Source organism: Leptolyngbya sp. Heron Island J, from assembly GCF_000482245.1.
GTDB lineage: Bacteria > Cyanobacteriota > Cyanobacteriia > Phormidesmidales > Phormidesmidaceae > Leptothoe.
In genome coordinates, this window is record NZ_AWNH01000087.1 from 1 (window position 1) to 21209 (window position 21209).

Sequence of the window (21209 nt, forward strand, 5' to 3'; positions counted from 1 at the left end):
GGATACTGTTGGCGAATGTCAACTCTAGCTGTCAGGAGCTAGTGAAGCGAAGTGAGAGACTCGAGTGTGAGCTTTGGGAATGCCTTGCCACCAATCCCACAAACGCGAAATATTCATGGCTATAGCTGTGATGACATGCTGCAAGTGAGTTTTCTCCAAGCCAATATAACGAGAACGTCTTAGACCAAAGGAGCGGACACCTTGGGAGATTGTACCTTCAACGCCAGCACGGATAGAATAGCGCTCTTGAAATTCCTCTGTTTTCTGATAGTCTCTAGCCGCTTGTAGGGTGATATGCTGCTGTTGGGTTAGAAAATTGAGGCTTCGTCCATGAGCTGTTTTTGACCGAGTACAGTCAGCCCGAACCGGGCAATGGGCACAAAATCTTCGTGGGAAATGAACATGAACAACTGACTGTCCATGACGATTGAGTTGTTCTGACCAACTGCTCGTTTGATGACCTTGAGGGCACTGAACTTGTTTCTGTTGCCAGTTGATGTTGAAATTGGATAAATCAAAGCCTTTCCCTTCTTTGGCTTGCCAGCTCGTATCGGGCAAAACAGGGCCGACAATTTCAACACCATACGTCTCTTTCAAATTCAGCATGACGCCTGCACTCACGTAGCCAGTATCGACATAATGAGTTTCCGGGAGCAGCTGCTTTTCAGCCAACTTGTCATGAATCCGTTCCGTCACCTCTACATCCATAGATGTGGCTGGAACCGTTTCAACATGAGTGATGAGATTGGGGCACTGGTCATCACACGTTTCAGTCAAGTTAACGCAATAGCCGACCCAGTGTGTCGTCCGTTTTGTCCGATTTCTGGCCTCAATATCATAGGGAGATTCAATCACTTGTTTGTTGGGTGGCTGGTCGCGGGGCGTGCGAAGTCTGACTTGATTGTCTGCCAGATAAAATTGCTGAATCCATACCTGACGCAGTATCTCAACCGAAGACAGCTCCCTGAGTGACTGAAGACTCTCCTCCTCACCTTCGTAAATTTGAGCCAGCAAATGATGCCCATCAACTCCCACTTGCTGCATCCATTCCTCACGCTTTTTGTTCTTGGGTAGCTTGGATAACTCAATCCGTATACCGTATCGTTCATACCAATCTTGACTGACAACGGTTCGCACCCAATCTGGAGCAACCATTGACAGCTCATTGAGGGCATGTCGCAAGGTTTCTCCCACACATTCACAACGATTCATATCACGGACTGCACCCAACACATGCGTTGAGTCCGTTCGCTGCTTGCCTCTGACTTTGACTAACCCCTGACTCTGGCAACTTTCCAGCAATTTCCCTAGCAGTTGCTCACTCTTTCCTCCTGTGAGCAATCGGCCTCGGAATTCGCTTAAAACTGAAAAGTCAAATCCACTATCGTCTAGCGGTAAACTGAGGAGATATTTCCAATCTATTCGACTTCTTACTGAGTCTGCTGCTTGGCGATCTGAAAGATTCTCGATGAATTGCATAACCGTAATCAAAGCCAATCTCCAAGGGCTTTCGCCTGGACGACCTTGATGGGCGTATAACTCTGAGAAGTCTTCGTCTTTGTACAGCACACCCAATTCCTCTCGTAATTTGAGGTAGATATTCCCTTTCCTAAAAGCAGCATGGGCAACACGTGCTGTTTCTTTGGGGACAGGAGGAATTAGGGCGGGATGGAGGCACATGGTGCATACCTCTTGTGAGTAGACTCCACTATCCTCGTCTTAAAATCGAATTAAACTCCCTTTTCGTAAGGCTTTTATTAGCTTTCTATGGATTCGCCAACAGTATCATTTTGGGGGTCATTTCAGTCAGCGAAGCGAGTCGCGCCCATAAAGTGCATACGTCGGTGATCAATCGTTGGCGAAATGAATTTCTAAACCAGGCGCATTTAGCGTTTGGAGGCAAAGGAGGCGGGCATGAATCAGCCGAGCGAATAGCGGAATTAGAACGCATGGTGGGTCGGCTAACCATGGAATTAGCAGTGGCAAAAAAGGCTTCAGACTTGTGGAATCTGAACGGAAGCGAGCCATGATTGAGCAGTTGAAAAGCGACTATCCAATCCAGGTGATCTGTGATGTGATTGGTTACAGCCGAAGCCGTTATTACTATCGGACAAAAACAGCCCAACAACAGCAAGAGACAGAACTGAAAAAAGCGATCATTGATGTAGCGGGTCGGTATCCGACCTATGGATATCGACGAATTACGAAACAATTGCAGCGAGAGGGATGGACGGTTAATCACAAACGTATCAGCCGATTAATGAGAGAACTGGGACTACTGGCTAAGCGACGAATACGTCGGAAACGAACAACGAATAGTGTCCACGGCTATAAGCGGTATCCGAATCTAGTCAAAGGGCTAGTGGTCGAGCGTCCAGAGCAGGTGTGGGTCGGCGACATCACCTATATCCGATTGAAGGATGAATTTGTTTATTTAGCAGTATTAATGGATGTATTTACCCGCAGTATTCGAGGCTGGCACTTGGATAGGACGATGGAGAAACAGTTGACGATAACAGCATTGAGGAAAGGTCTGGCACGTTATATTCCAGACATTCATCATTCAGACCAGGGCGTGCAATATGCGGCCAATGCCTATGTTCAGCTATTGGAGGAGAACGAGATAGCGATTAGTATGGCAGGTGTGGGTAAAGCGTATGAGAATGGCTATGCTGAACGTCTCATGAGAACGATAAAGGAGAAGGAATTGGGTACGGAACTAGGTCAGGTGGTGGAAGAAGCGGTTACTCAGCACTGTAAGCGAATTGACCGGGTGAGTGATAAGCAGGTTTGGATACGAGCAGGATTACCGGCCTTGGGGGTAGCCGCGTTATTGATGTTTGGTGGGGTGGGCTTTGGGTATGCCGTTGGGGTTTATCGGGTCACACAGGGGGGCCAGGCTAAGGTACTATTGTCGGCTGAATTGGGGGTGCTGCAGTGGTTAACCTCAGAGGAAGGGAAGTTGGCCTGGGAAATGGGGGTGCATAACCGAGGGGTGATTCAGCAGTGTTTTGAGGGGTTGGAATAAAGAAAAGTGTGCGATCGCAAAAATAGCCACGATCTCAAATACATTGCTTATCCTTGGCAAAAACAAACCATTAACATTCTAACAGCCTAATTTTTAACAGAAGTTAGACTGTTGTTTTGAGTGGTTGTTTCGCACAGTAAGGGCTGCAAAGAAATAGTCATCTTTGCAGCCCTTACTCAGACTAGATTTCAGGCGAAAACAGAGGGGTTGTTCAAATGCCTTCGCTAGATACTAATTGGACCATTCCTATCTTCCGTAAAGCAGGACGTGAATCGATTACAAAGGCTATTCGATTCTGTTGTCACGGACATTCCGCAGGTTAGTCAGCAAATCAAATAATATTTCTGGCAGGGCGCGCCAAGAAATCTGAGGATATTCAGCCGTTCAGGTGAGAGGTTGGAAACCTGAGGTTGCTCATTGAGCCAAACCAGGTGAATTGCCTGAAACTTCTGAAAAATCCACCGTAAGGACGGCGTTTGAGTCGGTCGCTTGCGTTGGTCGAGAAGGGTTTCATTCGCCTGGTCCAAGGCGCGTCTCACCTGCCGTTGAGCTAAAGTGTACACCATCAGGGACAATCCCATGATGGTCGCCAAAGCTACAATGCGTTCAGGTGTTTTGAGAAAAACACTGAAGGTAAAAAACAAGGGATCCTTGAGAATACCGAAGCCTTGTTCAGAGACCGATTGCCCTTTGTAATCGGAGAGAATGATTTCGTCAGTCAAGGTGTCATCATCGATGACATTGATCGCCAAAATAAAGCGTCCTGCCTTTCGCTTTGCCTGATGAATAGCCACGTCATCGGCGACGATTTGAGCGGTAATTTGATAGGTGACTTGGGTGGGTGTCGCCCCTGTTTTCGGGCGTCCTGACTGGGCATAGTGGTGCTGTTCGACCACGTCTAATTGGCTCAAACAGTGATAGGGCCAGCGGGTCGCTAGGGCCTCGGCCTGGCGGCGAGCATCGGCGGCACAATTAAACTCAAGGGTCTGTTGACGACGCAGTTGTTTTGTTGCCTTGATGAGTTGTTTGGCAACCTGTTTATCCACCTGTTGGCAATCCGTCTCGACCCGTGTCTGATTCTCGACCACGACCCACCCTTGTCGAATTCCCCCATAGGTTGTGCACACACGAGCCAATCGATAGCCGTCCCGTTCACTTGCCACAAAGGCCTCTGGATCGATCTCAGTAACCACCGCTTGGGCGGCGGATAGCGTTAACGGGACACGGGTAATCCAACGCAGTGACCCCAAAATGGCTAAGTTATCGGCACTGTATAAGGCACTGTCAGCCACCAAGATTCCCTCGACACTCCAGTGCTCTGCAAACGTCTTTAATCGGGCTGCAAACACCGCTTTGTCGGATTGATTGCCACTGGCGACCTCAAACGCTAAGGGGACTCCCCCATCATTCGTACAGATTGTCTCCACTACAAACTGTTTTAAGTCAGGTCGGTGGTCTTTCGAATACCCATGGGTGATTTCAATGCAACCAGGCTCGTCGTTCGCGCTTTCATACGCCCCATGCACACTCAGGCTACTGCTATCAAGATGATAACGACGGCTATCTAAGCCAAAGGCTTGATAGGCTGCCATCGAGACGACACTGAACAACTGGCTTGGTCCATAGGCCCACACTTTGTCGAGTAATCGACCCAAGTAATCATCATTCAGATGGGAGGGCCCAATCCCCTCGCCAAGCAGATGCTCCGTTGCTTTGCCCACAAAAAATTCTTCATACAGATACAACGGTGCACTCACAAAGCCTAATCCATTCAGAATCATGGCTTTGATCCCTTGTCCCGGACTCACCTTTTGCTGCACATGGGTCCCTAGACAATCATTCACCAGCGCTTCGAGTCCGATTTGGTCTACAATCCCTGCAATGATGCCTAAGTGATCAATATCTTCGACGCGCATCTTCTTTAAGCGGCTCTGCAAAAACGTTACCGCTTAAATTACCTGATTTTCAAACCTAACCTGCGGAATGCGCGTTGTCACACCTTTTCAAATCTATTTTCTTTTTTTGAGAATAATCCTTGTCTTTATTGGCTATGCTTGATAAGCATTCAAGAAAAAGCGGACAACCTCCTCCACATGTTGGTTGATTTGCTCAGCGCTGTAGGGTTGCTCAATATCTAGCAGTGCTCGGCGCTGAAATTCTCCTAAGACTAAACTGAAAAACTGCATAGATGCAACTTCCGGATCGTCGACCTGTAAGATCTCCCTCTGTTTCTGGCATGTCAAATATTGGGCGAGTGCTGCGATGGTTTGCCTTGGCGCGTTATTGTAAAATTGCTTGGCCAATTCAGGAAAGCGGCTTGCCTCACCAATGACGATGCGCTCTAGGTTAATAGAGTCAGGCGAAAGAACCACAGTCAACAGCTCGTGGGCAAACGTTGTGAGAAACTGTTCAATGGATTCAGTCGTTTTTTCTATCTCAGGGAAGAAGGTATATAGCGAGTTAGTGCGGTGACGAACAACCGCGCCGAATAGCTGCTCCTTGCCACCAAAGTGCTGATAGATAGTGCGCTTGGCCACATGAGCTTTGCGGGCGATCAAATCCATACTGGTTGAACCATAACCGTGCTGCACAAATACCTGCGTTGAGTCTTCAAGTAGCTGCTCTAGCCGTTGCTCAAGAGTGCCACTAGCAGGACGACCACCCTTGGAACCTTTAGCACTAGCACGTTTTTGAGAAGAGCCTAGTTTAGAATGCACTGTATTGGCCATGGCGTGTTCTGGGTCGGTACCTTTACGTGTCATCATCGGCTGCTTACAACAGCAAAAAACTTGCACCAGTCACAACGAACCCGTTTCGTTTTCATTGTTCTCTAATATCTTACTATATATGTACAGTATTCGAGGTTGGCACTGGATAAAACGATAGAAAAACGTTTGACTACGACGGCATTGGAGAAAAGGCTTAACTAGCTTGTCCCAGAGATTCATCATTCAGGCTAAGGTGTTCAACATGCGGCGAATGGGAGGGAGTTACTCCAATTATTTCTTCATGAAAAGAGAAATAGCATGGTACTGACTTAGCAGCATCAATGCAACGAGAGTAAACGATAGGGTTCCAATGAATATCTGCATGAGCAAATCTTGAACAATATTAAGAGTGCGATTTTCATTGCCTTTTACAATATCCAGAACGTAAATGTATGCTGCCACTGAAATCGGTGGCAACGGCAACAAGTAACGCATGTATGGAGAAACTAGAGCTGAATATTTGTAAAGGATCAAACCTATAGCAAATATAGTAAAACCCATTGATGCGATGACAATTAAGTTATTGCGAACTGTCTCGATTTGCGTGGTTATACCCATAAGAAAAGCCGATTGTTATTTCCTTATTTTAAGTACGTCTTTTAGCTAGCCAGGTCTGAGACCTGGCTAGCCTATCTCGGTTATCGATTTCAGAGTACACATTCAACTTCACCGAATGTGTCGGACTCTGTTTTCATAGTTGCCGTCCAACGCTGAGCTAAACCACCTACTGCTAAGCACATAGTTAACTCAACGATTTGCTCCGGCGTGTAATACTCTTTCAAACTCAGCACTAAGGGTGAGGGCGTGAAAGGGGGATAAACCGAGGCCGTCTTCGCCAACCACAGGGCTGCGCATTCCTTCTGACTAAAATCCTTATACGTTCCCCCTTTTACCTTAGCTGCCTCTAGGCTTTGCTCTAAGCGCCTTTGGGCCAGCTCTGGAGATGCTCCTAAAGAGATCGCGCTTCTTTTTGCTAGAAAGCCTTCAAGAGTATTGAGGTATTGATGCCCAGTAATATTTGTCAGAACGTACAGCATTAAATGTTTCAGTTCGACTGAAACCTGCCCTTGTGCAACAGTCAAAACATATAAATGAGAAACCGCTGTTCGAGCAGCCTCTGGAAGGGTTAGAAGCCAATTAGGGACTATTTCGAAATTTCTTGTCAAATAGGCATTTAGATTGTTGCCAATGACAGTCTCTAAGTATCCTTGCATCTGGATAACAAAGGCTTTTTCCCATTCGAGATTTTTTTGTTGCTCTCCTACAACTTCTTCAGATTTAGCCGTTGCTTGGTGTCGTTCTTGACTATCGTGTTTGCCTACGTCCCATTGGGATCCCAAGCTATTTTGAGCGGCTTCCAAAGCTGGGGCCTCTAATTCCACACCCATGAGATCATTAAATCTATTGAAGAAACCAAAACAGGCAGTTGCAGCACCAACATTTAGAATCAATTCGTCACCCCTATCCGGTTCGAGTTGTCGGAGTTGAGCGAGATCGTTATCTGAGACTTGGTTTAGAGCTGCGCCCCTGGCCACACGAATCATCAACCGCTCTGCTTCAGTAAACGGTAACACTGAGTCATCCTTTCCTTCCGGGTGTTGATAGAACTCAAAAATCTGTCGAAGTTTTGTAGGTGTAGTCCCGATATCTAGGGCGGCACCCGTAGCATGAGCCGTACAGTAGGTGCAAGCGGCGGCAGCACTGGTCGTAAACGTCACTACCATACGAAAGTCACCCAAGGTTTCCGAAGTCGATTCGAATAAGCTCAAAAATGCGGCTACCCAGGCAGTCGTGTAGTCAGGCACAATCGCCATATAGTCGTACATATTAGGCAAAAAACCAAATAAAGCCTCGTAGTACGGCTTTATTTGGTTGATTTCCGCATTGGAGCCCAAGTCGGGGATGTGCCGATCTAAAATCTTTCCCAGAGGGAGTTCTGCATTGGCAAGTTCCGCATCTGAGACGTGTGGCGGAAAATCAAGATCGGCAGCGGCAAGAGTTTCTTGGATCTTTTTATCAAGAGTCACTGGTTCGATACTTAACATATCGCTGGCACCACCAATGTGCTCGTCATTGAAGAAAATTTGCGGAACCGTTTGGCTACCACTCAAATAGATGCTCAACATTCTTAAATGAGCATCTTCGGTAATATCAAGACTCTGATAAGTAATATTCCTGGCTGTTAGATAATTTTTGGCTTTGCTGCAATGGGGGCAACCTTCTTTCCAAAAAATTGAGATCTGTCCCATGTTTCCTCCTGCATTATTTGATGAATAGCCGACAGGTCATAACTGTCTGGGGAAGTTATTTGAAACAAAACCGTTTCGTTACGTATAATACTATCACAACGAAACGGTTTTGTTTTATTTTTTATTCCTTGAGCTCTGTCATCGTGCCAATGATGGCAATAGTGCATGCACTGCAATTCGATTGATTATTTCTGTTAACAACTATGCCGATGTCTAAAACACTCCCCCTGAGAAAACGTTCTACCGGTGGATACCCCCCTAACAGAAACCTTGAACAGCGGCTAGAGAAAATCCTTGAAGCGTCTACCCAAGTCTTTTTAGAGGAAGGGTATGGCTCAGCGACAATTGGCAAGATTGCCTGTGAGGCTCGTGTGGCTAAACGCACGATTTATCAATATTTCGGTGGTAAGGACGAGCTTTTTGGTGCCGTCATACATCGCTTGAGCAATGCTGTACTTTCTGCTTTTCCTAGTTTGGATGAGGAAGACACTCAGTCACTTGAACAGGTATTGAACCAGTTTGCCTATCAGTTACTTATGGTCGTGATCACTCCAGATGCAATTGGGCTAGATCGTCTTGTCATCAGTGAGGCCAGTCGGTCTCCTGAGTTAGTTATTCAGTTTTACGACAACGGCCCCACTCGGGCCATGTCGAGTCTGACCGACTATCTGGCTGCTCAAGCAGAGCGGGGTGTTATACAACTGAGTAACCCAACGCTCTCAACTGAGTGCTTTATCAATATGGTCCTAGGCGCTTATTACCCTCAAATGTTGCTGGGTATCGAAGCAGCGCCCAGCTCAGAACACATTAAGCGCCACGTTAACACTACAGTGCAGTTTTTTCTAAATAGCTGTTGTTTACAGTCCACTCAAAATCTGTGAGCTGACAGCCAATTATTAAGGTTTTATCTTTAAAACCAAGTCGTTTCATTTGGTTTATAATAAATTCAAGTTTGAAACGAAATAGTTTCATTTTATTTATCAGGCCTAATAATTGGCTGTCTTCGCTTTACTGTATACGTTTCATGAGATTAACTATGACTGCTCATCCATTCCCGTCACGCGAATCTAGACGGGAGAACTGTAGCCCCGCGAGCCAGCGATCTCGGTTTTGAGCATGAAGGAGAATCGAACTCTGGTACGCGATACCGTGCAACAGGGGTGTTTGAAGCGAAGCTGCAACGAAGTGCAATAAGGCTAAAGGTGAAGACTGAAACCTTGAAAACTCGTTGACTGCTGAGCCAAAATTAGATTTTCCGCCAAATTTACAGTAAAACACTCATCCGAATCTCTTGCAGAGCAATGTTTTCGAGCTTATTGCACCCGGTTGAAGCTTCGCTTCAATTAGGCCAACAGGGTGATCGGATTGTATCCAGCGGCATTCATCGATTAGCGCCAGGTAAGCAGAGGCAGCCACTCTAAATCACTGCTGCCCCTGCTCTTAAACCGATAAGAGAACTTAGATGCTGAGACTCTACTAAAAAACACGTTTTGAGGTATCCGAATGGTACGCCCCTTCTTCACCAATATCCGTCTTGTGATTTTGACGGTTATCCTGATTCTAGCCTGGGGAATCCCCCCTTTTCAGTTGAGTTAGTAGACCAGGTAATTAATGCCCAACCTACACTGGGCTAAGGTTCACGACGAAATGGCCGATGTAACGGCGCAGTTCCCACTGGTACGGCTTTCTATAAACTCGATGAAACCTCCGTCAAGGCTGACACGATAATCACTTCCCTTACCTGGAACGTATCAGGTGAGTCCAACTAGGTTCCGTTCAACAATAAAATGAAGGATGTCAAAATGCACTCTTCTAAACAACTTCGTATTAATCTTCTAGGACATTTTCGGGTGACCTTTGAGAATCGGCCTATCGAAGGGTTGCAAGCAGATAGATATCAGTCACTATTAGCGTATTTTATATTACGTGCCCAGACACCCCAACCAAGAGCCCAATTAGCCAATGGATTTTGGCCAGAAGTCACTGAAGCAAAAGCGAAGGCTAATCTTCGGAAAGAACTATACCGATTTAGACAAATTTTGCCAAATGCGGATCAGTTTTTGCATGTGACTGCACAAAACATTCAGTGGCGACCTCTGTATCCGTTTTGGTCTGATGTGAGTGAATTTGAGTCCAAAATAGATGAAGCTGTTGATCCGCAAACTTGCCCCGAAGCACAAGTAGACGCTTTGACACAGGCTATAGCCTTGTATCAGGGTGATCTGTTGCCCGCTTGTTGCGACGATTGGATTGAGCTAGAGCGTCATCGTTTGTATCAGCTGTTGATCAACGCATTAACTGATCTAGGTTCACTACTTACTGAATTGAGGGATTATCGAAGTGCAATCTCACATACCCAGCGTTTACTAAAGTTAGAGCCCTTGAATGAGTCAGGTTACCTGACTTTAATGAAATGCTATACCCATCAGGGGAAACGGTCGACGGCACTACAGGTATACTATCGGTGCATGACACTGTTGCGCGAAGAAATGGGGATTACCCCCAGTAAGGAGACGCGCCAATTTTATGAGCAGTTGCTCTTGAATGGAACACCTGCTCAGCCATTAGCTTCCGATCAGGCCGTATCATTGTCTAACAAATCGGCCGTTGAATTGGCTCAGACAGTCACCCAGATTGACTGGGGTGAAACACCAGATACTCAGTTTTTCTATGGTCGCTCAAAGGAATCTAAGCAGTTACGTCAATGGATTGAACAAGACCGATGCCGTCTTGTTGCTGTGCTGGGTATGGGAGGTATTGGCAAAACGTTTCTGGTGGCAAAGGTGGCCCATGAGCTACAGACAGAATTTGACTTTATTATCTGGCGTTCGCTACGGAATGCACCGCCTCTGGATACTTTATTAGAAGATTTGGTTCCCTTTATTTCCAACCAGCAGGAAGGAAACTGCTCGATCACTCGGCTACTCCATTGGCTGCGTCAGGCTAGGTGTCTGGTGATTCTGGATAATATGGAAACTATTTTTAAGGCGGGAGAACGGGCCGGGCAGTATCGTGAAAATTATGAGGCCTATGGTGAACTGCTGTCGATAGTGGGACAAGCGAACCACAAAAGTTGTCTGTTGTTGACCAGTCGAGAAAAACCCGCTGAGGTAGCCATTATTGCAGAGTCAGATCCTACGGTACACGTTCTGCAGTTAGAAGGATCGCCTGAAGCGTCTCTAGGCTTGATTGAGGCGAAAAAACTCACTGGTAGCCAGGCTGAGAAGGAATTGCTTTGCGCTCGTTATGATTACATCCCCTTGTCCCTGCAAATTATCAGTAGTTCCATCTGCGATGTTTTCGACGGAGAGATATCGCTATTTCTCGAAGAAGATACCTTACTCTTTAACGACGCAAAACGTCTGTTAGATGTTCAATTGGAACGACTCTCCTCACTTGAGAAGACCGTCATGACCTGGCTGGCAATCAATCGAGATTGGACCACCATTGCTGAACTCAAGGCCAATATCTATCCATCGTGCTATAAAACAAAACTAATTGAGGCACTAGAATCACTTTGTTGGCGTTCCCTGATCAAACGACGCGGTAGTTCCTATACTCAACAGTCAGTGATTATGGAATATATGACCCATAGGCTGATTGAACAGATCAGTGAAGAACAATAGATTCTGATTGTTTTGAAGTCAACCCAAAGACGTCTCTTGCCACAGTAACTTATGCATTAATTAAAACATCCGTCAAAGATTTTGTCCGAGAGAGTCAAGAAAGACTTATTTTACAGCCCGTCGCTGAGCGGTTTCGACAAGCTCTAGTCATGCCAGAACAGACGCTGCTTGAGCATCTCAAAACACTACAGTCGCGGCAGAAGCAGCCCATGGGCTATACACTGGCAACCTGCTCAATCTTACCTGGGCGCTCTGCATGGACTTCACGGGGTTAGATTTCTCACGGCTAACGATTTATCACGCCTATCTACAGCATGTAGATAGGCAGGCGGTCAATTTTGCTCACTCTATCTTTAAAGAGACCGTATTTAATCAACCGCTAGATCCCGTTTCTAGCGTTGTCCATAACCCTAATGGTCCACTACTGGCAACTGGTGAAGGTAATGGTCGAATTGTTGTCTGGCGAACGGCCGACCAGAGGCCTATTCTGATTATAGAAGACGCCTCAACCAGTTGGATTGTGACCATGGATTTCATCCATAGTGGTAAAAGATTGGTGAGTGAAGGCAATGCTTGAGAGATCAATATTTGGGATGTCGCTACGGGCCAACTGGTTCAGATACTTAAGGGCCATGTATGTGTCGTCTGGCCCCTGAATGCCAGCCCCACTGAAAATTTGTTGGTTAGTGGTAGCCTTGATGCAAGCCTATTTGTGTGGGATGTCGCCACATATAAGCTTCACCGTCGACTAAATGGGCACACTCAACAGATAAATTCGGTTGCTTTTAGCCCCGATGGCAAACAAATTGTTAATGCTAGCGTTGATAAAACTCTGCGGATTTAGAATGTCCAAACAGGAGTATCAAACGTCAAGTGCAAAGCGTGTCGCGACGGGCTAATGAGAAACATCTATAACGCCTTGCGACCCAATGGAGTTTATCTCATGAAAGAGATTCATGCAGCCGCTGACGCTGGAGATAATCCTAAAGTCCCTGATTTATTAAAGACTACTCGTTTTACACATGTTGAGATTGAGCAACTGCCCCACGATGTCATGAATGACTACTATATTGCTCGCAAATAACAACAAAAGAAATTTTCATACCTGCAAACAAAGAACAGAGGACATAGCAATAGCCCATTCTAAACACATCCAGTGGCTGGCTAATAGCCTACGATATTTTTTCCGGAAGGTTATACGGTGAAACAGTCTTTGCGGCAAAATATTCGCCATATGCTCACAGAACTGACTTCCCACAAAAAGAAGTGATTAATCTTCGGTTTGGCCTCACAGACGATACTCGGCTTTCTCAAGTAAAAGTCGGATAGCTCATGGGTGTCGTGAGCGCGTACGCCAGCTAGAGCAGCAGGCACTACAACACTTGCGTCGCTGTAAGGCAATATTTCAGAGTTATCCGGCGACTGGTTAGTTACTCACTGCATTTTTACTAGCAACACCCAGCCCAGAAAACATCAAGTATCACGTAAATACTTACTAAAGTGCAGCTTTTTCTAAACAGTTGTCGTTCATAGTCCATTCAAAAACTGTGAGCCGATAGCAGAATATTAAGTTTTGAAAAATGGAACGACTTCGTTCCATTTGATCTATAATGACTTTGTGATTGAAATGAAACGGTTTCGTTTTATGTGAATCTAGTTATCAAGCTTATATTTGCTGGCTTCACTCTAATATCTCCGTTTCATAAGGATCACTATGACTGCTCATTCATCCCTGTTCAGGCATTTTGAAGCCCGCGCCGCTGCAAACACGGCGGTTGTTGTAGGCATGGCCCTGGCGGTGGAAACGCTGCATTTAGTCGCGTTCTAAAACTCGAGTTGGACGCAGTTGAGACGCATTGGCGACGCCTTAAAGATGCCTGTTTTCTAAAGTCAAATCATCACATGAGTTCGTTAAGGATTGAACAATGACCCTAGACGTAAAAAAGATAATAGCTGGGCAGCTATGCCAGTTATCAGCTCCGTTCCTTGCTCAGTCATTCGCCGCTAGCTCTCCTGCAAAGATATTTACCCCTCTTCGTCGACATCGCAAGAAGGTATTGGGCTTGGGAGCAATATCACTCCTATTAATCATTGGAGTTCCCGTAATCAAATCGCTGACAACGACTACAGACACAGCGGTTATGGTGAACCCCAAGGTCCTGTCAGTGGAAACATTGACGGTAGAGGTCGTGGAGAGCTATGACGTCACACGAACCTACACGGGAGAAATTGTAGCTCTGCGAGCCAGCGATCTTGGTTTTGAGCGTGGGGGAGAACTGGTTTCGGTATTGGTAAAGGAAGGTGATATCGTTTCGGCTGGAATGCCCCTGGCACAATTGGATATTAGCAATCTGCAAACCCGCCGTCAGCAGCTTGAGGCCGAAAGAGCTCGTGCTCAGGCACAGTTAGCAGAGTTGGAAGCAGGTCCCCGTATAGAAGATATTGTTACCGCTGAAGCGAATGTTCGTGAAATTGAGCAGCAGCTTGTGCTTCAGGGTATTCAGCTATCTCGGCGAGAGTACCTCTATACAGAGGGGGCAATTTCAAAGGAATCTCTAGATGAATTTGCCTATGGCGAAGAGGTCCTACAGGCACAGCTGGATCAGGCCCGTAGCAACTTGCAAGAGCTACAAAATGGTACTCGGCAGGAACAGATTGTGGCACAGCAGGCCGCTGTAAAACAGCTCGATGCCGCCATTGCCGATCTAGATGTCACCATTGGTAAGAGTACGCTGAAATCTCCCTTTTCCGGTATTGTCTCAGCGCGCCAGATCGATGAGGGCACGGTGGTCGGAGCTGGACAATCAATTGTGCGGATTGTGGAAGATGTGGCTCCCGAAGCTCGCGTCGGTATGCCGGTAGATGTTGCGAGTGAGCTGCGGGTGGGAGATATTCAGATAGTCGATCTGGGTGCTGATCGTTATACAGCAAAAGTTACAGCTCTACTGCCAGAGGTCGATCCAGAAACACGCACTCAAGTTGTTGTTCTTCAGCTGGAGCAGGCAACCGTTTCCCAGATTAGTCCAGGGCAGACGGTGCGCATAGACATGACCGAAACCATTGCTGGTGAAGGCATCTGGTTGCCCACAACCGCTCTGACTCAGGACGTGCGCGGCCTGTGGAGCGTCTATGTACTATTGCCTACACAAGAAAACGAGACCGCCTACGAGATACAACCACAGACTGTTGAAATCTTACACCAGGAAGAGAATCGAACTCTGGTGCGTGGCACCGTGCAACAGGGCGATCAGATTGTATCCAGCGGCATTCATCGATTAACACCAGGTCAGCAGGTCCAGCCACTCTAAATCGTCGTCAACTTAATTTCAAACGTACGAGAGAACTTAGGTGCTGAGATTACATTGCAAACCCACTTTTGAGGTGTCCGCATGGTTCGTCCCTTCTTTACCAATATTCGTCTTCTGATTTTGACAATTATTCTAATTCTGGCCTGGGGAATTTCCTCTTTCCAGGGGCTTCCTCAGCAAGAAGACCCTGAATTAGTATCGCGTGTTGCTGTAGTGAAGACAGCCTTTCCCGGTGCCAGCGCTGATCGAGTTGAGGCACTTGTCACCACCGTCCTCGAAGAAGAACTTTCTGAGATAGAAGAAATTGAGGTCCTTGAATCCGATTCACGAGTTGGCTTTTCGACGGTTGCTGTTGAGCTAGTAGACCAGGTGATCAATGCCCAGCCTATTTGGGCTAAGGTCCGTGACGAAATGGCTGATGCGGCTGCTCAGTTTCCTGCTGGTGCAGCGGTCCCTGAACTCGACGAAACCGCTGTCAAGGCTTATACGATGATTGCTTCCCTCACTTGGAACCTGCCAGGGGAGCCTAACTATGCGATCCTGCGGCGCTACAGTGATGAGCTAGGAACTCGCCTGCGTAGCTTAACGGGGACTGAAGAAGTTGAGTTTTTTGGCAGTCCAGATGAAGAGATTTTAGTTGAGATTGATGCACCGAAGCTGGCGGGAATCGGAGTCTCACCTCAACAGCTCGCCCAGGAGATCAGCCTCAGTGACGCTAAAGTGACAGCGGGCCAGCTGCGTAACCCAGAACAAGATTTAGCCATTGAAGTGGAGAGCGAGCTGGAGACTTTAGATCAAATTCGTCAGCTACCAGTACAGAGTGCTAGCGGCCAGTTTACCCGCCTCAACGATATTGCTAGCGTTAGCCGGGGGGTGCGCTATCCCCTCAGTGACCAGGCCATCGTTAGTGGTAAGCCTGCCGTTGTCATTGGGATTATGATGCAGTCGGGCCTACGCATTGACCAGTGGTCTGCCCAAGTGCACGATGAACTGGATGTGTTTCGAGATCGCTTACCCCAGGGTGTTAGTCTTGACCTAGTGTTTGACCAAAGCACCTATGTAGCAACTCGCATCAATTCACTAATTACCAATCTTGTCTTTAGTGCGGTGTTGGTTGTTCTCGTTGCGCTGATGGGCATGGGCTGGAGTTCAGCGCTAGTCGTTGGACTGGCGCTGCCGCTGACAATTTTTGCCGTCTTGGGCTGGATGAGTATATTTGGTGTTCCCATTCACCAAATGTCCGTGACGGGTCTAATTATCGCCCTGGGGCTGCTTATCGATAACGCTGTGGTGGCAGTCGATGAAATCCAGGTAGAGATGCGACATGGAGAGCCTCCACTTCAGGCTGTTATCAAGACTGTGAACTATCTTCAGGTTCCCCTACTAGCCTCGACATTGACCACAGTGTTGACGTTCTTACCGATTTATCTGTTGCCAGGAGCTGCGGGTGAGTTTGTCGGTTCAATTGCGCTCAATGTCATTTTGTCTCTGATTTCATCTCTGGTAATCTCGCTAACAGTAATTTCGGCGCTGGCTGGTCGGATACTCAGCGCCAGTAGTGAGGATTACGAAAAGGCATTGCACAAGCGCCAGAAGAGTTTTGCGGATCGGGTGGTGCTGGTTCTGATGAAGCCCGGTGCCTGGTGGTACGACGGGTTTTCGTCACCTCGTCTGGGCCGTTTCTATCGCTGGACAATTAATCGCGCTACGGCTAGACCGCTGCTAGCAGTCGCTCTGACAATGACGATTCCCCTGATTGGATTTATCTCGGCCAGTACATTGGACGAACAGTTTTTTCCCCTGGTAAACCGTGACCAGTTCCAGATTGAGATAGATTTTGTCTCTCAGACAGCGATTGCCCAAACCAAAAAAGTTGTGCTTGAAGCACGTGAGCAGATTCTGCAGCACGAAGAAGTTGAAGATGTCCACTGGTTCATTGGTGAGAATGCACCCAAGTTTTACTACAATCTGACGGGTAATCGCGAGAACCAGTCGCAGTATGCGCAAGCACTGGTACAGCTAAAATCTGATCAGAATGTTGGCAGGCTCGTGAGAGAGCTTCAGCAGGTTCTAGATAAGCAGTTTCCTGCGGCCCGTACGATTGTGCAACAACTCCAGCAAGGGCCACCCTACGATGCACCAGTCGAGATGCGCATCTATGGACCGAACACCAGTGAACTACGGCGCATTGGTATGGAAGTTAGAGAAATTATAACTGAAATTCCTGATGTGGTTCACATTCGCGATGACCTGACCGAGCGCCAGCCAAAGCTAGGGCTGATTGTTGATAATGAGCAGGTACAGCAGGCTGGGTTGACCAATACTGAGATCGCCCAGCAGCTTGAAGCGTATTCCGAAGGGGTAACGGGCGGCGCGATTCTAGAATCCACCGAGAACCTGCCAGTACGTGTGCGACTGACCAATACCAATCGAGCCAGTCTGACACAACTCGCATCGCTTGACTTACGTCCAGGGCAGAGTGGCGATCGAGCCTTTCGCCCAACAACAGCATTAGGGGAATTTAGTCTGATTGGCGAGTCATCTAATATCTCCCGTCGCGGTGAACAACGTGTGAACACGATACAGGCATATATTACGGCGGGCGTCTTGCCAGACACCGTTCTCAATGCTTTGCAAGAACGGTTAGAGTCCGTTAACTTCACACTGCCACCAGGCTATTCGTACGATTTTGGTGGTGAGTATGCAGAACGTAATTCGGCGGTAGGTAATTTGTTGCTTTATGTTCCCTTACTGCTGTTGGTGATGGTAACTGCGTTGGTACTATCGCTAGGCTCGTTCCGACAGACGGGTATCGTCGGAGCGGTTGCAGTCGGTTCCATCGGCATGGCGATGTTCTCATTGAAGGTGTTTGGCTCACTGTTGGGTTTTATGGCCATTGTCGGCACGATGGGTCTAGTCGGCATTGCCCTCAACGGCGGCATCATTGTTCTCTCGGCCTTAAATGAAGATCCCCAGGCTCGATTGGGCGATCTCAAGGCAGTACAAAATGTAGTCGTTAAAGCGACCCGCCATGTGCTGACCACAACAATTACTACGATGGTGGGCTTTGTACCGCTGCTGGTCGATAGTGACCCCTTCTGGCAGCCATTAGCAATTGCGATCGCAGGTGGTATTGGCGGGTCCCCCCTACTGGCACTGTACTTTACTCCTGCTGCTTACCTGCTGTTGATAAAGAAAAAACCTGCGCACCAGGAGAAACAAAACGGTGTTGCCAACAACCAACTTTCCCTTAACCACCCTGCGTAGAGAATCCAGGAGAAATCGATGTATTTTTCAATTTGGCAGTATCTCAAACAACCCATCTGGAGTAGTGCGCATCCGCTTATCCTAAATCCAGTTCAGTATTGGCAACAATCCAAGGTTGATCACCTCACTCGCTGTTTTGACAATCATTTTCTAGAACGATGCTGGGCTGTGAACTATCAGGAGTTCGTTAATTACCACGATGGCTTTTGCGATCGCACTGCTTTAGAAGAAGACTCCACTTGGCTGCTTGAACGATGCTGGCAGCGAGAATATCGCAATCACCGATATCAAGATCCTAAAAAACAATATCCCAGAAAATAAATTTCAGAGCAAGAATTCAAATGAACCTGACTACCTTTGGACTCACCCCATTTGTCTTAGCAGATGTCGGCGAAATCAGCGAGTCCGTTATTTTTTTCACACTGTTACTATCCGCAATTGTTATCTTTTCGATCAGTTATTTCTGTGAAGAAGTCTGTACTCGGTTACGCTTGTCACCTGTTCTAGGACAGCTAATTAGTGGCATTATCCTGGGCGTTTCGGCCCTGAAGATTTTAGTCTTCACCGATGGCGACATGGCCATTAACCCTATGGTGATTGATCTAATTTGTCAGACCACTGGAGCCAGTACTCAAGAGGCGGTTATCGCCTACTCTCATCAGTTAACAGCAATCTCCGAAGGTGTGGCTAACCTAGGTGTGATTGCACTACTTTTCGTGATTGGTCTTGAATCTGATCTCGATCATTCAGTGAAGGTCGGCCCCCAGGCAGCTATCGTAGCTGGCGCGGGTGTAGTCTTACCGTTTATTGGGGGAACGGTAGGGCTGATGACACTATTTAGTGTTGCGACGCTGCCTGCTATCTTTGGTGGAGCTGCCCTGACTGCCACCAGCATTGGTATCACAGCCAAAATTCTCAAAGAGTTGGGGCATCTTCAGTCAGAAGAAGGACAGATTATTATTGGAGCCGCTGTCTTAGACGATTTGCTAGGCATTTTGATTCTTGCTGTGGTGGTGAGTTTAGTGAAAGACGGTAGTATTGATGTTGCCAATCTGGTATATCTGTTGCTGGGTACTACGGTATTTGTCGCTGCAATTGCCTTATTGAGAACTCAAATTGCCAAAGCTTTTGACGCGATTACACAAAAGTTCCAGTCGGACAATGGACCACTACTTTTGGCCATTCTTCTGGCCCTAGCTATGGCAGCGATTGCCAATATTATCCACCTTGAGGCTATCTTAGGAGCGTTTGCTGCGGGTATCATTCTCAGTGGAACTCGTCAGCAAGCTACACTCTTGCATGAGCTTGAACCTGTGACGGCTCTAATTGCTCCTGTTTTTTTCATCGTGGTAGGCGCTAAGACTGACCTCAGCGTTTTGAATCCAGCTAATCCTGGCAGTATCGAAGGCCTTTGGATGGCCGCATTCTTAATTGTCGTTGCGGTTATTGGTAAGGTCACAGCGGGCTATTTAATCCCTTCTGCCAAGCTGAATCGGCTCGCGATCGGTATCGGCATGGTCCCTCGGGGAGAGGTGGGGCTTGTATTTGTCGGGATTGGGGCTTCTGTCGATATTTTATCTAACATGCTGACGGCGGCAGTCATTTTAACGGTCGTTGTCACGACACTCATTGCGCCAGTGCTACTCCCCTTGGCACTCCCAAACGGTATTGCAACAGAACAAAAGGCTTAACTTTCCTCTATTGTGACTTTAGTTTTTCACTCCCTCTCTGTTAAGGAGAAAATCGTGATTCAATTAACCGAAATGAGTGAGAAATCGTTATCCCAACAACATTGGCAAACACATCGCTGCCAAGACCCTTTGTGCCAAATAATTTTGGCTTGGACATTAGAAAGTGGAACCATCATTGCATTTTTAGCGGCAGGTGCTGGCAAGCTAGCCGGTTCCGAAGATATGGTTGTTCTATTTAACCAAATTGGCTGGGGACAAGGTCTTCGCTATCTGACAGGCAGCCTTGAAATTTTTGGAACAGTCCTTATCTTGTGGCCTCACACAGCGTTTATTGGTAGCAGTCTGCTTGCTAGCATCATGATGGGCAGTGTTTTGATTCATTTGTTTCTGATTGGAGATAGCCCATTCCCGGCAATGCTCCTGATGACAATTACCTTACTGATAGCCTACTTGAGATACCCACAGCTGAGCGCTCTTATTAGTGAACCCAGAACTTAGGACACATTAATTCAAATTCTCTCATATCCTCACAACACCAATTAGAACTATGCTTTACCCATACTGGAGCCCCTTCAATATTGCTGAATTACCCAACTGGATTCAGCCTGGACAACTTTGCCTGTGTAGTGAACATCCTGGCGTATCCAGAAGTCATATTGCCATTGATTGCTGGTTAGGGAATCGCTGGGCTAGCCAACGCCCTTGGGCTTTGGTGATGCAAATACCTTCGCTGGATGATGCTGTGTGGAATGAAGAGTGTTGTAGACCGTCTGACCCTGAACGCCCGGTTATCTTAGTGGTTCAGAACTCTCGCTATGGCGGATTCTACTTGGGTCGACGGGCTTATTCTGTGAATCAATACTGGTATGTGTTTAATGCCGGACGGTGGACTACTGTTCCCAGCATGGTCGTAGTAGGATGGTTACCCATTCCTCATCGGTTGTCCCATAGCTTTTCTGCATCGTTAGAGACATCTCGCCAAAGACTTTTAGCACAGTCTAGATAGCTGTGTAGCAATCACTAAGTTAAAAAGATTTAGAAAAATGGATGTATTAAAGCCTTATCGTGTTGCCTTTAAACGGCTTGTGATTTCATTTATCTTCACTTTCGTCGTGGCTGATTTATATCCACATCCGTTACTGGCGACAGGATTAATTATCTCAACAATTTCATCCATTCAGTCTGCTAATGCAGCTGAGCCAGACATTTTTGCCATTGATTGAACTCTCAATCTGTGTTTGAACTAAGATTCTTTTCTCATTTTCTATTGTT

The 21209-nt window shown here is 47.0% G+C and carries 19 protein-coding genes; 14 read left to right on the top strand and 5 right to left on the bottom strand.

The features are described from left to right. Positions 1 to 24: 24 nt before the first annotated feature. A complete protein-coding gene (locus N836_RS63480) occupies positions 25 to 1680 on the bottom strand; it encodes an IS1182 family transposase (protein WP_023075213.1) in 1656 nt (551 codons plus the stop codon). 110 nt (positions 1681 to 1790) lie between these two features. On the opposite strand from N836_RS63480, the gene N836_RS63485 reads away from it, so the two are divergent. Continuing rightward, positions 1791 to 2030 (top strand): transposase, encoded by a 240-nt coding sequence (locus N836_RS63485; protein WP_023075214.1) that lies wholly within the window; start codon positions 1791 to 1793, stop codon positions 2028 to 2030. After that, positions 2003 to 3028, top strand: coding sequence for an IS3 family transposase (locus N836_RS0139080; protein WP_152532243.1), 1026 nt, complete (start codon positions 2003 to 2005; stop codon positions 3026 to 3028). Before N836_RS63485 ends, N836_RS0139080 begins: the two co-directional genes overlap by 28 nt. Before the next feature lie 323 nt (positions 3029 to 3351). On the opposite strand, the gene N836_RS63490 is transcribed toward N836_RS0139080, so the two are convergent. The 4 genes from N836_RS63490 to N836_RS73730 all read right to left on the bottom strand — a co-directional run bounded on the left by N836_RS63490 (position 3352) and on the right by N836_RS73730 (position 8045). Continuing rightward, positions 3352 to 4965: an IS1634 family transposase gene (locus tag N836_RS63490; RefSeq protein WP_036054291.1), complete on the bottom strand. Its 1614-nt coding sequence runs from the start codon at positions 4963 to 4965 to the stop codon at positions 3352 to 3354. Positions 4966 to 5076: 111 nt separating this feature from the next. Beyond that, positions 5077 to 5793 (bottom strand): TetR/AcrR family transcriptional regulator, encoded by a 717-nt coding sequence (locus N836_RS0139085; RefSeq protein ID WP_081716953.1) that lies wholly within the window; start codon positions 5791 to 5793, stop codon positions 5077 to 5079. A 234-nt stretch (positions 5794 to 6027) separates the two neighbouring features. Continuing rightward, positions 6028 to 6354, bottom strand: a complete 327-nt coding sequence (locus N836_RS63495) for a hypothetical protein (protein ID WP_023075218.1) — start codon at positions 6352 to 6354, stop codon at positions 6028 to 6030. Positions 6355 to 6443: 89 nt separating this feature from the next. Then, positions 6444 to 8045 (bottom strand): glutaredoxin domain-containing protein, encoded by a 1602-nt coding sequence (locus N836_RS73730; RefSeq protein ID WP_023075219.1) that lies wholly within the window; start codon positions 8043 to 8045, stop codon positions 6444 to 6446. Between the two features lie 203 nt (positions 8046 to 8248). Between N836_RS73730 and N836_RS63500 the strand changes: the two genes are divergently transcribed. The 12 genes from N836_RS63500 (at position 8249) to N836_RS63540 (ending at position 21160) form a co-directional block, all read left to right on the top strand. Continuing rightward, complete coding sequence (locus tag N836_RS63500) at positions 8249 to 8926, top strand: TetR/AcrR family transcriptional regulator (protein WP_023075220.1); 678 nt, start codon at positions 8249 to 8251, stop codon at positions 8924 to 8926. Between the two features lie 921 nt (positions 8927 to 9847). Then, positions 9848 to 11671: a BTAD domain-containing putative transcriptional regulator gene (locus tag N836_RS73735; protein ID WP_161635021.1), complete on the top strand. Its 1824-nt coding sequence runs from the start codon at positions 9848 to 9850 to the stop codon at positions 11669 to 11671. A 256-nt stretch (positions 11672 to 11927) separates the two neighbouring features. Further along, a complete protein-coding gene (locus tag N836_RS73740; protein ID WP_023075222.1) occupies positions 11928 to 12248 on the top strand; it encodes a wd40 repeat-containing protein in 321 nt (106 codons plus the stop codon). 33 nt (positions 12249 to 12281) lie between these two features. Next, positions 12282 to 12515: a WD40 repeat domain-containing protein gene (locus N836_RS78255; RefSeq protein WP_442785779.1), complete on the top strand. Its 234-nt coding sequence runs from the start codon at positions 12282 to 12284 to the stop codon at positions 12513 to 12515. 99 nt (positions 12516 to 12614) lie between these two features. After that, positions 12615 to 12755 (top strand): hypothetical protein, encoded by a 141-nt coding sequence (locus N836_RS76740; protein WP_161635022.1) that lies wholly within the window; start codon positions 12615 to 12617, stop codon positions 12753 to 12755. A gap of 841 nt (positions 12756 to 13596) precedes the next feature. After that, a complete protein-coding gene (locus tag N836_RS63510) occupies positions 13597 to 14979 on the top strand; it encodes an efflux RND transporter periplasmic adaptor subunit (protein ID WP_081716955.1) in 1383 nt (460 codons plus the stop codon). 81 nt (positions 14980 to 15060) lie between these two features. Further along, positions 15061 to 18246, top strand: coding sequence for an efflux RND transporter permease subunit (locus N836_RS63515; protein ID WP_023075225.1), 3186 nt, complete (start codon positions 15061 to 15063; stop codon positions 18244 to 18246). A gap of 18 nt (positions 18247 to 18264) precedes the next feature. Further along, the gene (locus tag N836_RS77200; protein ID WP_023075226.1) at positions 18265 to 18567 is read left to right on the top strand and encodes a hypothetical protein; all 303 of its coding nucleotides are present in this window, start codon (positions 18265 to 18267) and stop codon (positions 18565 to 18567) included. Between the two features lie 20 nt (positions 18568 to 18587). Next, positions 18588 to 19937, top strand: coding sequence for a cation:proton antiporter (locus N836_RS63525; protein ID WP_023075227.1), 1350 nt, complete (start codon positions 18588 to 18590; stop codon positions 19935 to 19937). Positions 19938 to 19991: 54 nt separating this feature from the next. After that, entirely contained in the window at positions 19992 to 20435 is a 444-nt protein-coding gene (locus N836_RS63530) for a DoxX family protein (RefSeq protein WP_200867464.1), read from the top strand. A 49-nt stretch (positions 20436 to 20484) separates the two neighbouring features. Then, positions 20485 to 20943 (top strand): hypothetical protein, encoded by a 459-nt coding sequence (locus tag N836_RS63535; RefSeq protein WP_023075229.1) that lies wholly within the window; start codon positions 20485 to 20487, stop codon positions 20941 to 20943. 37 nt (positions 20944 to 20980) lie between these two features. Then, a complete protein-coding gene (locus N836_RS63540) occupies positions 20981 to 21160 on the top strand; it encodes a hypothetical protein (RefSeq protein WP_023075230.1) in 180 nt (59 codons plus the stop codon). Positions 21161 to 21209 lie beyond the last annotated feature (49 nt).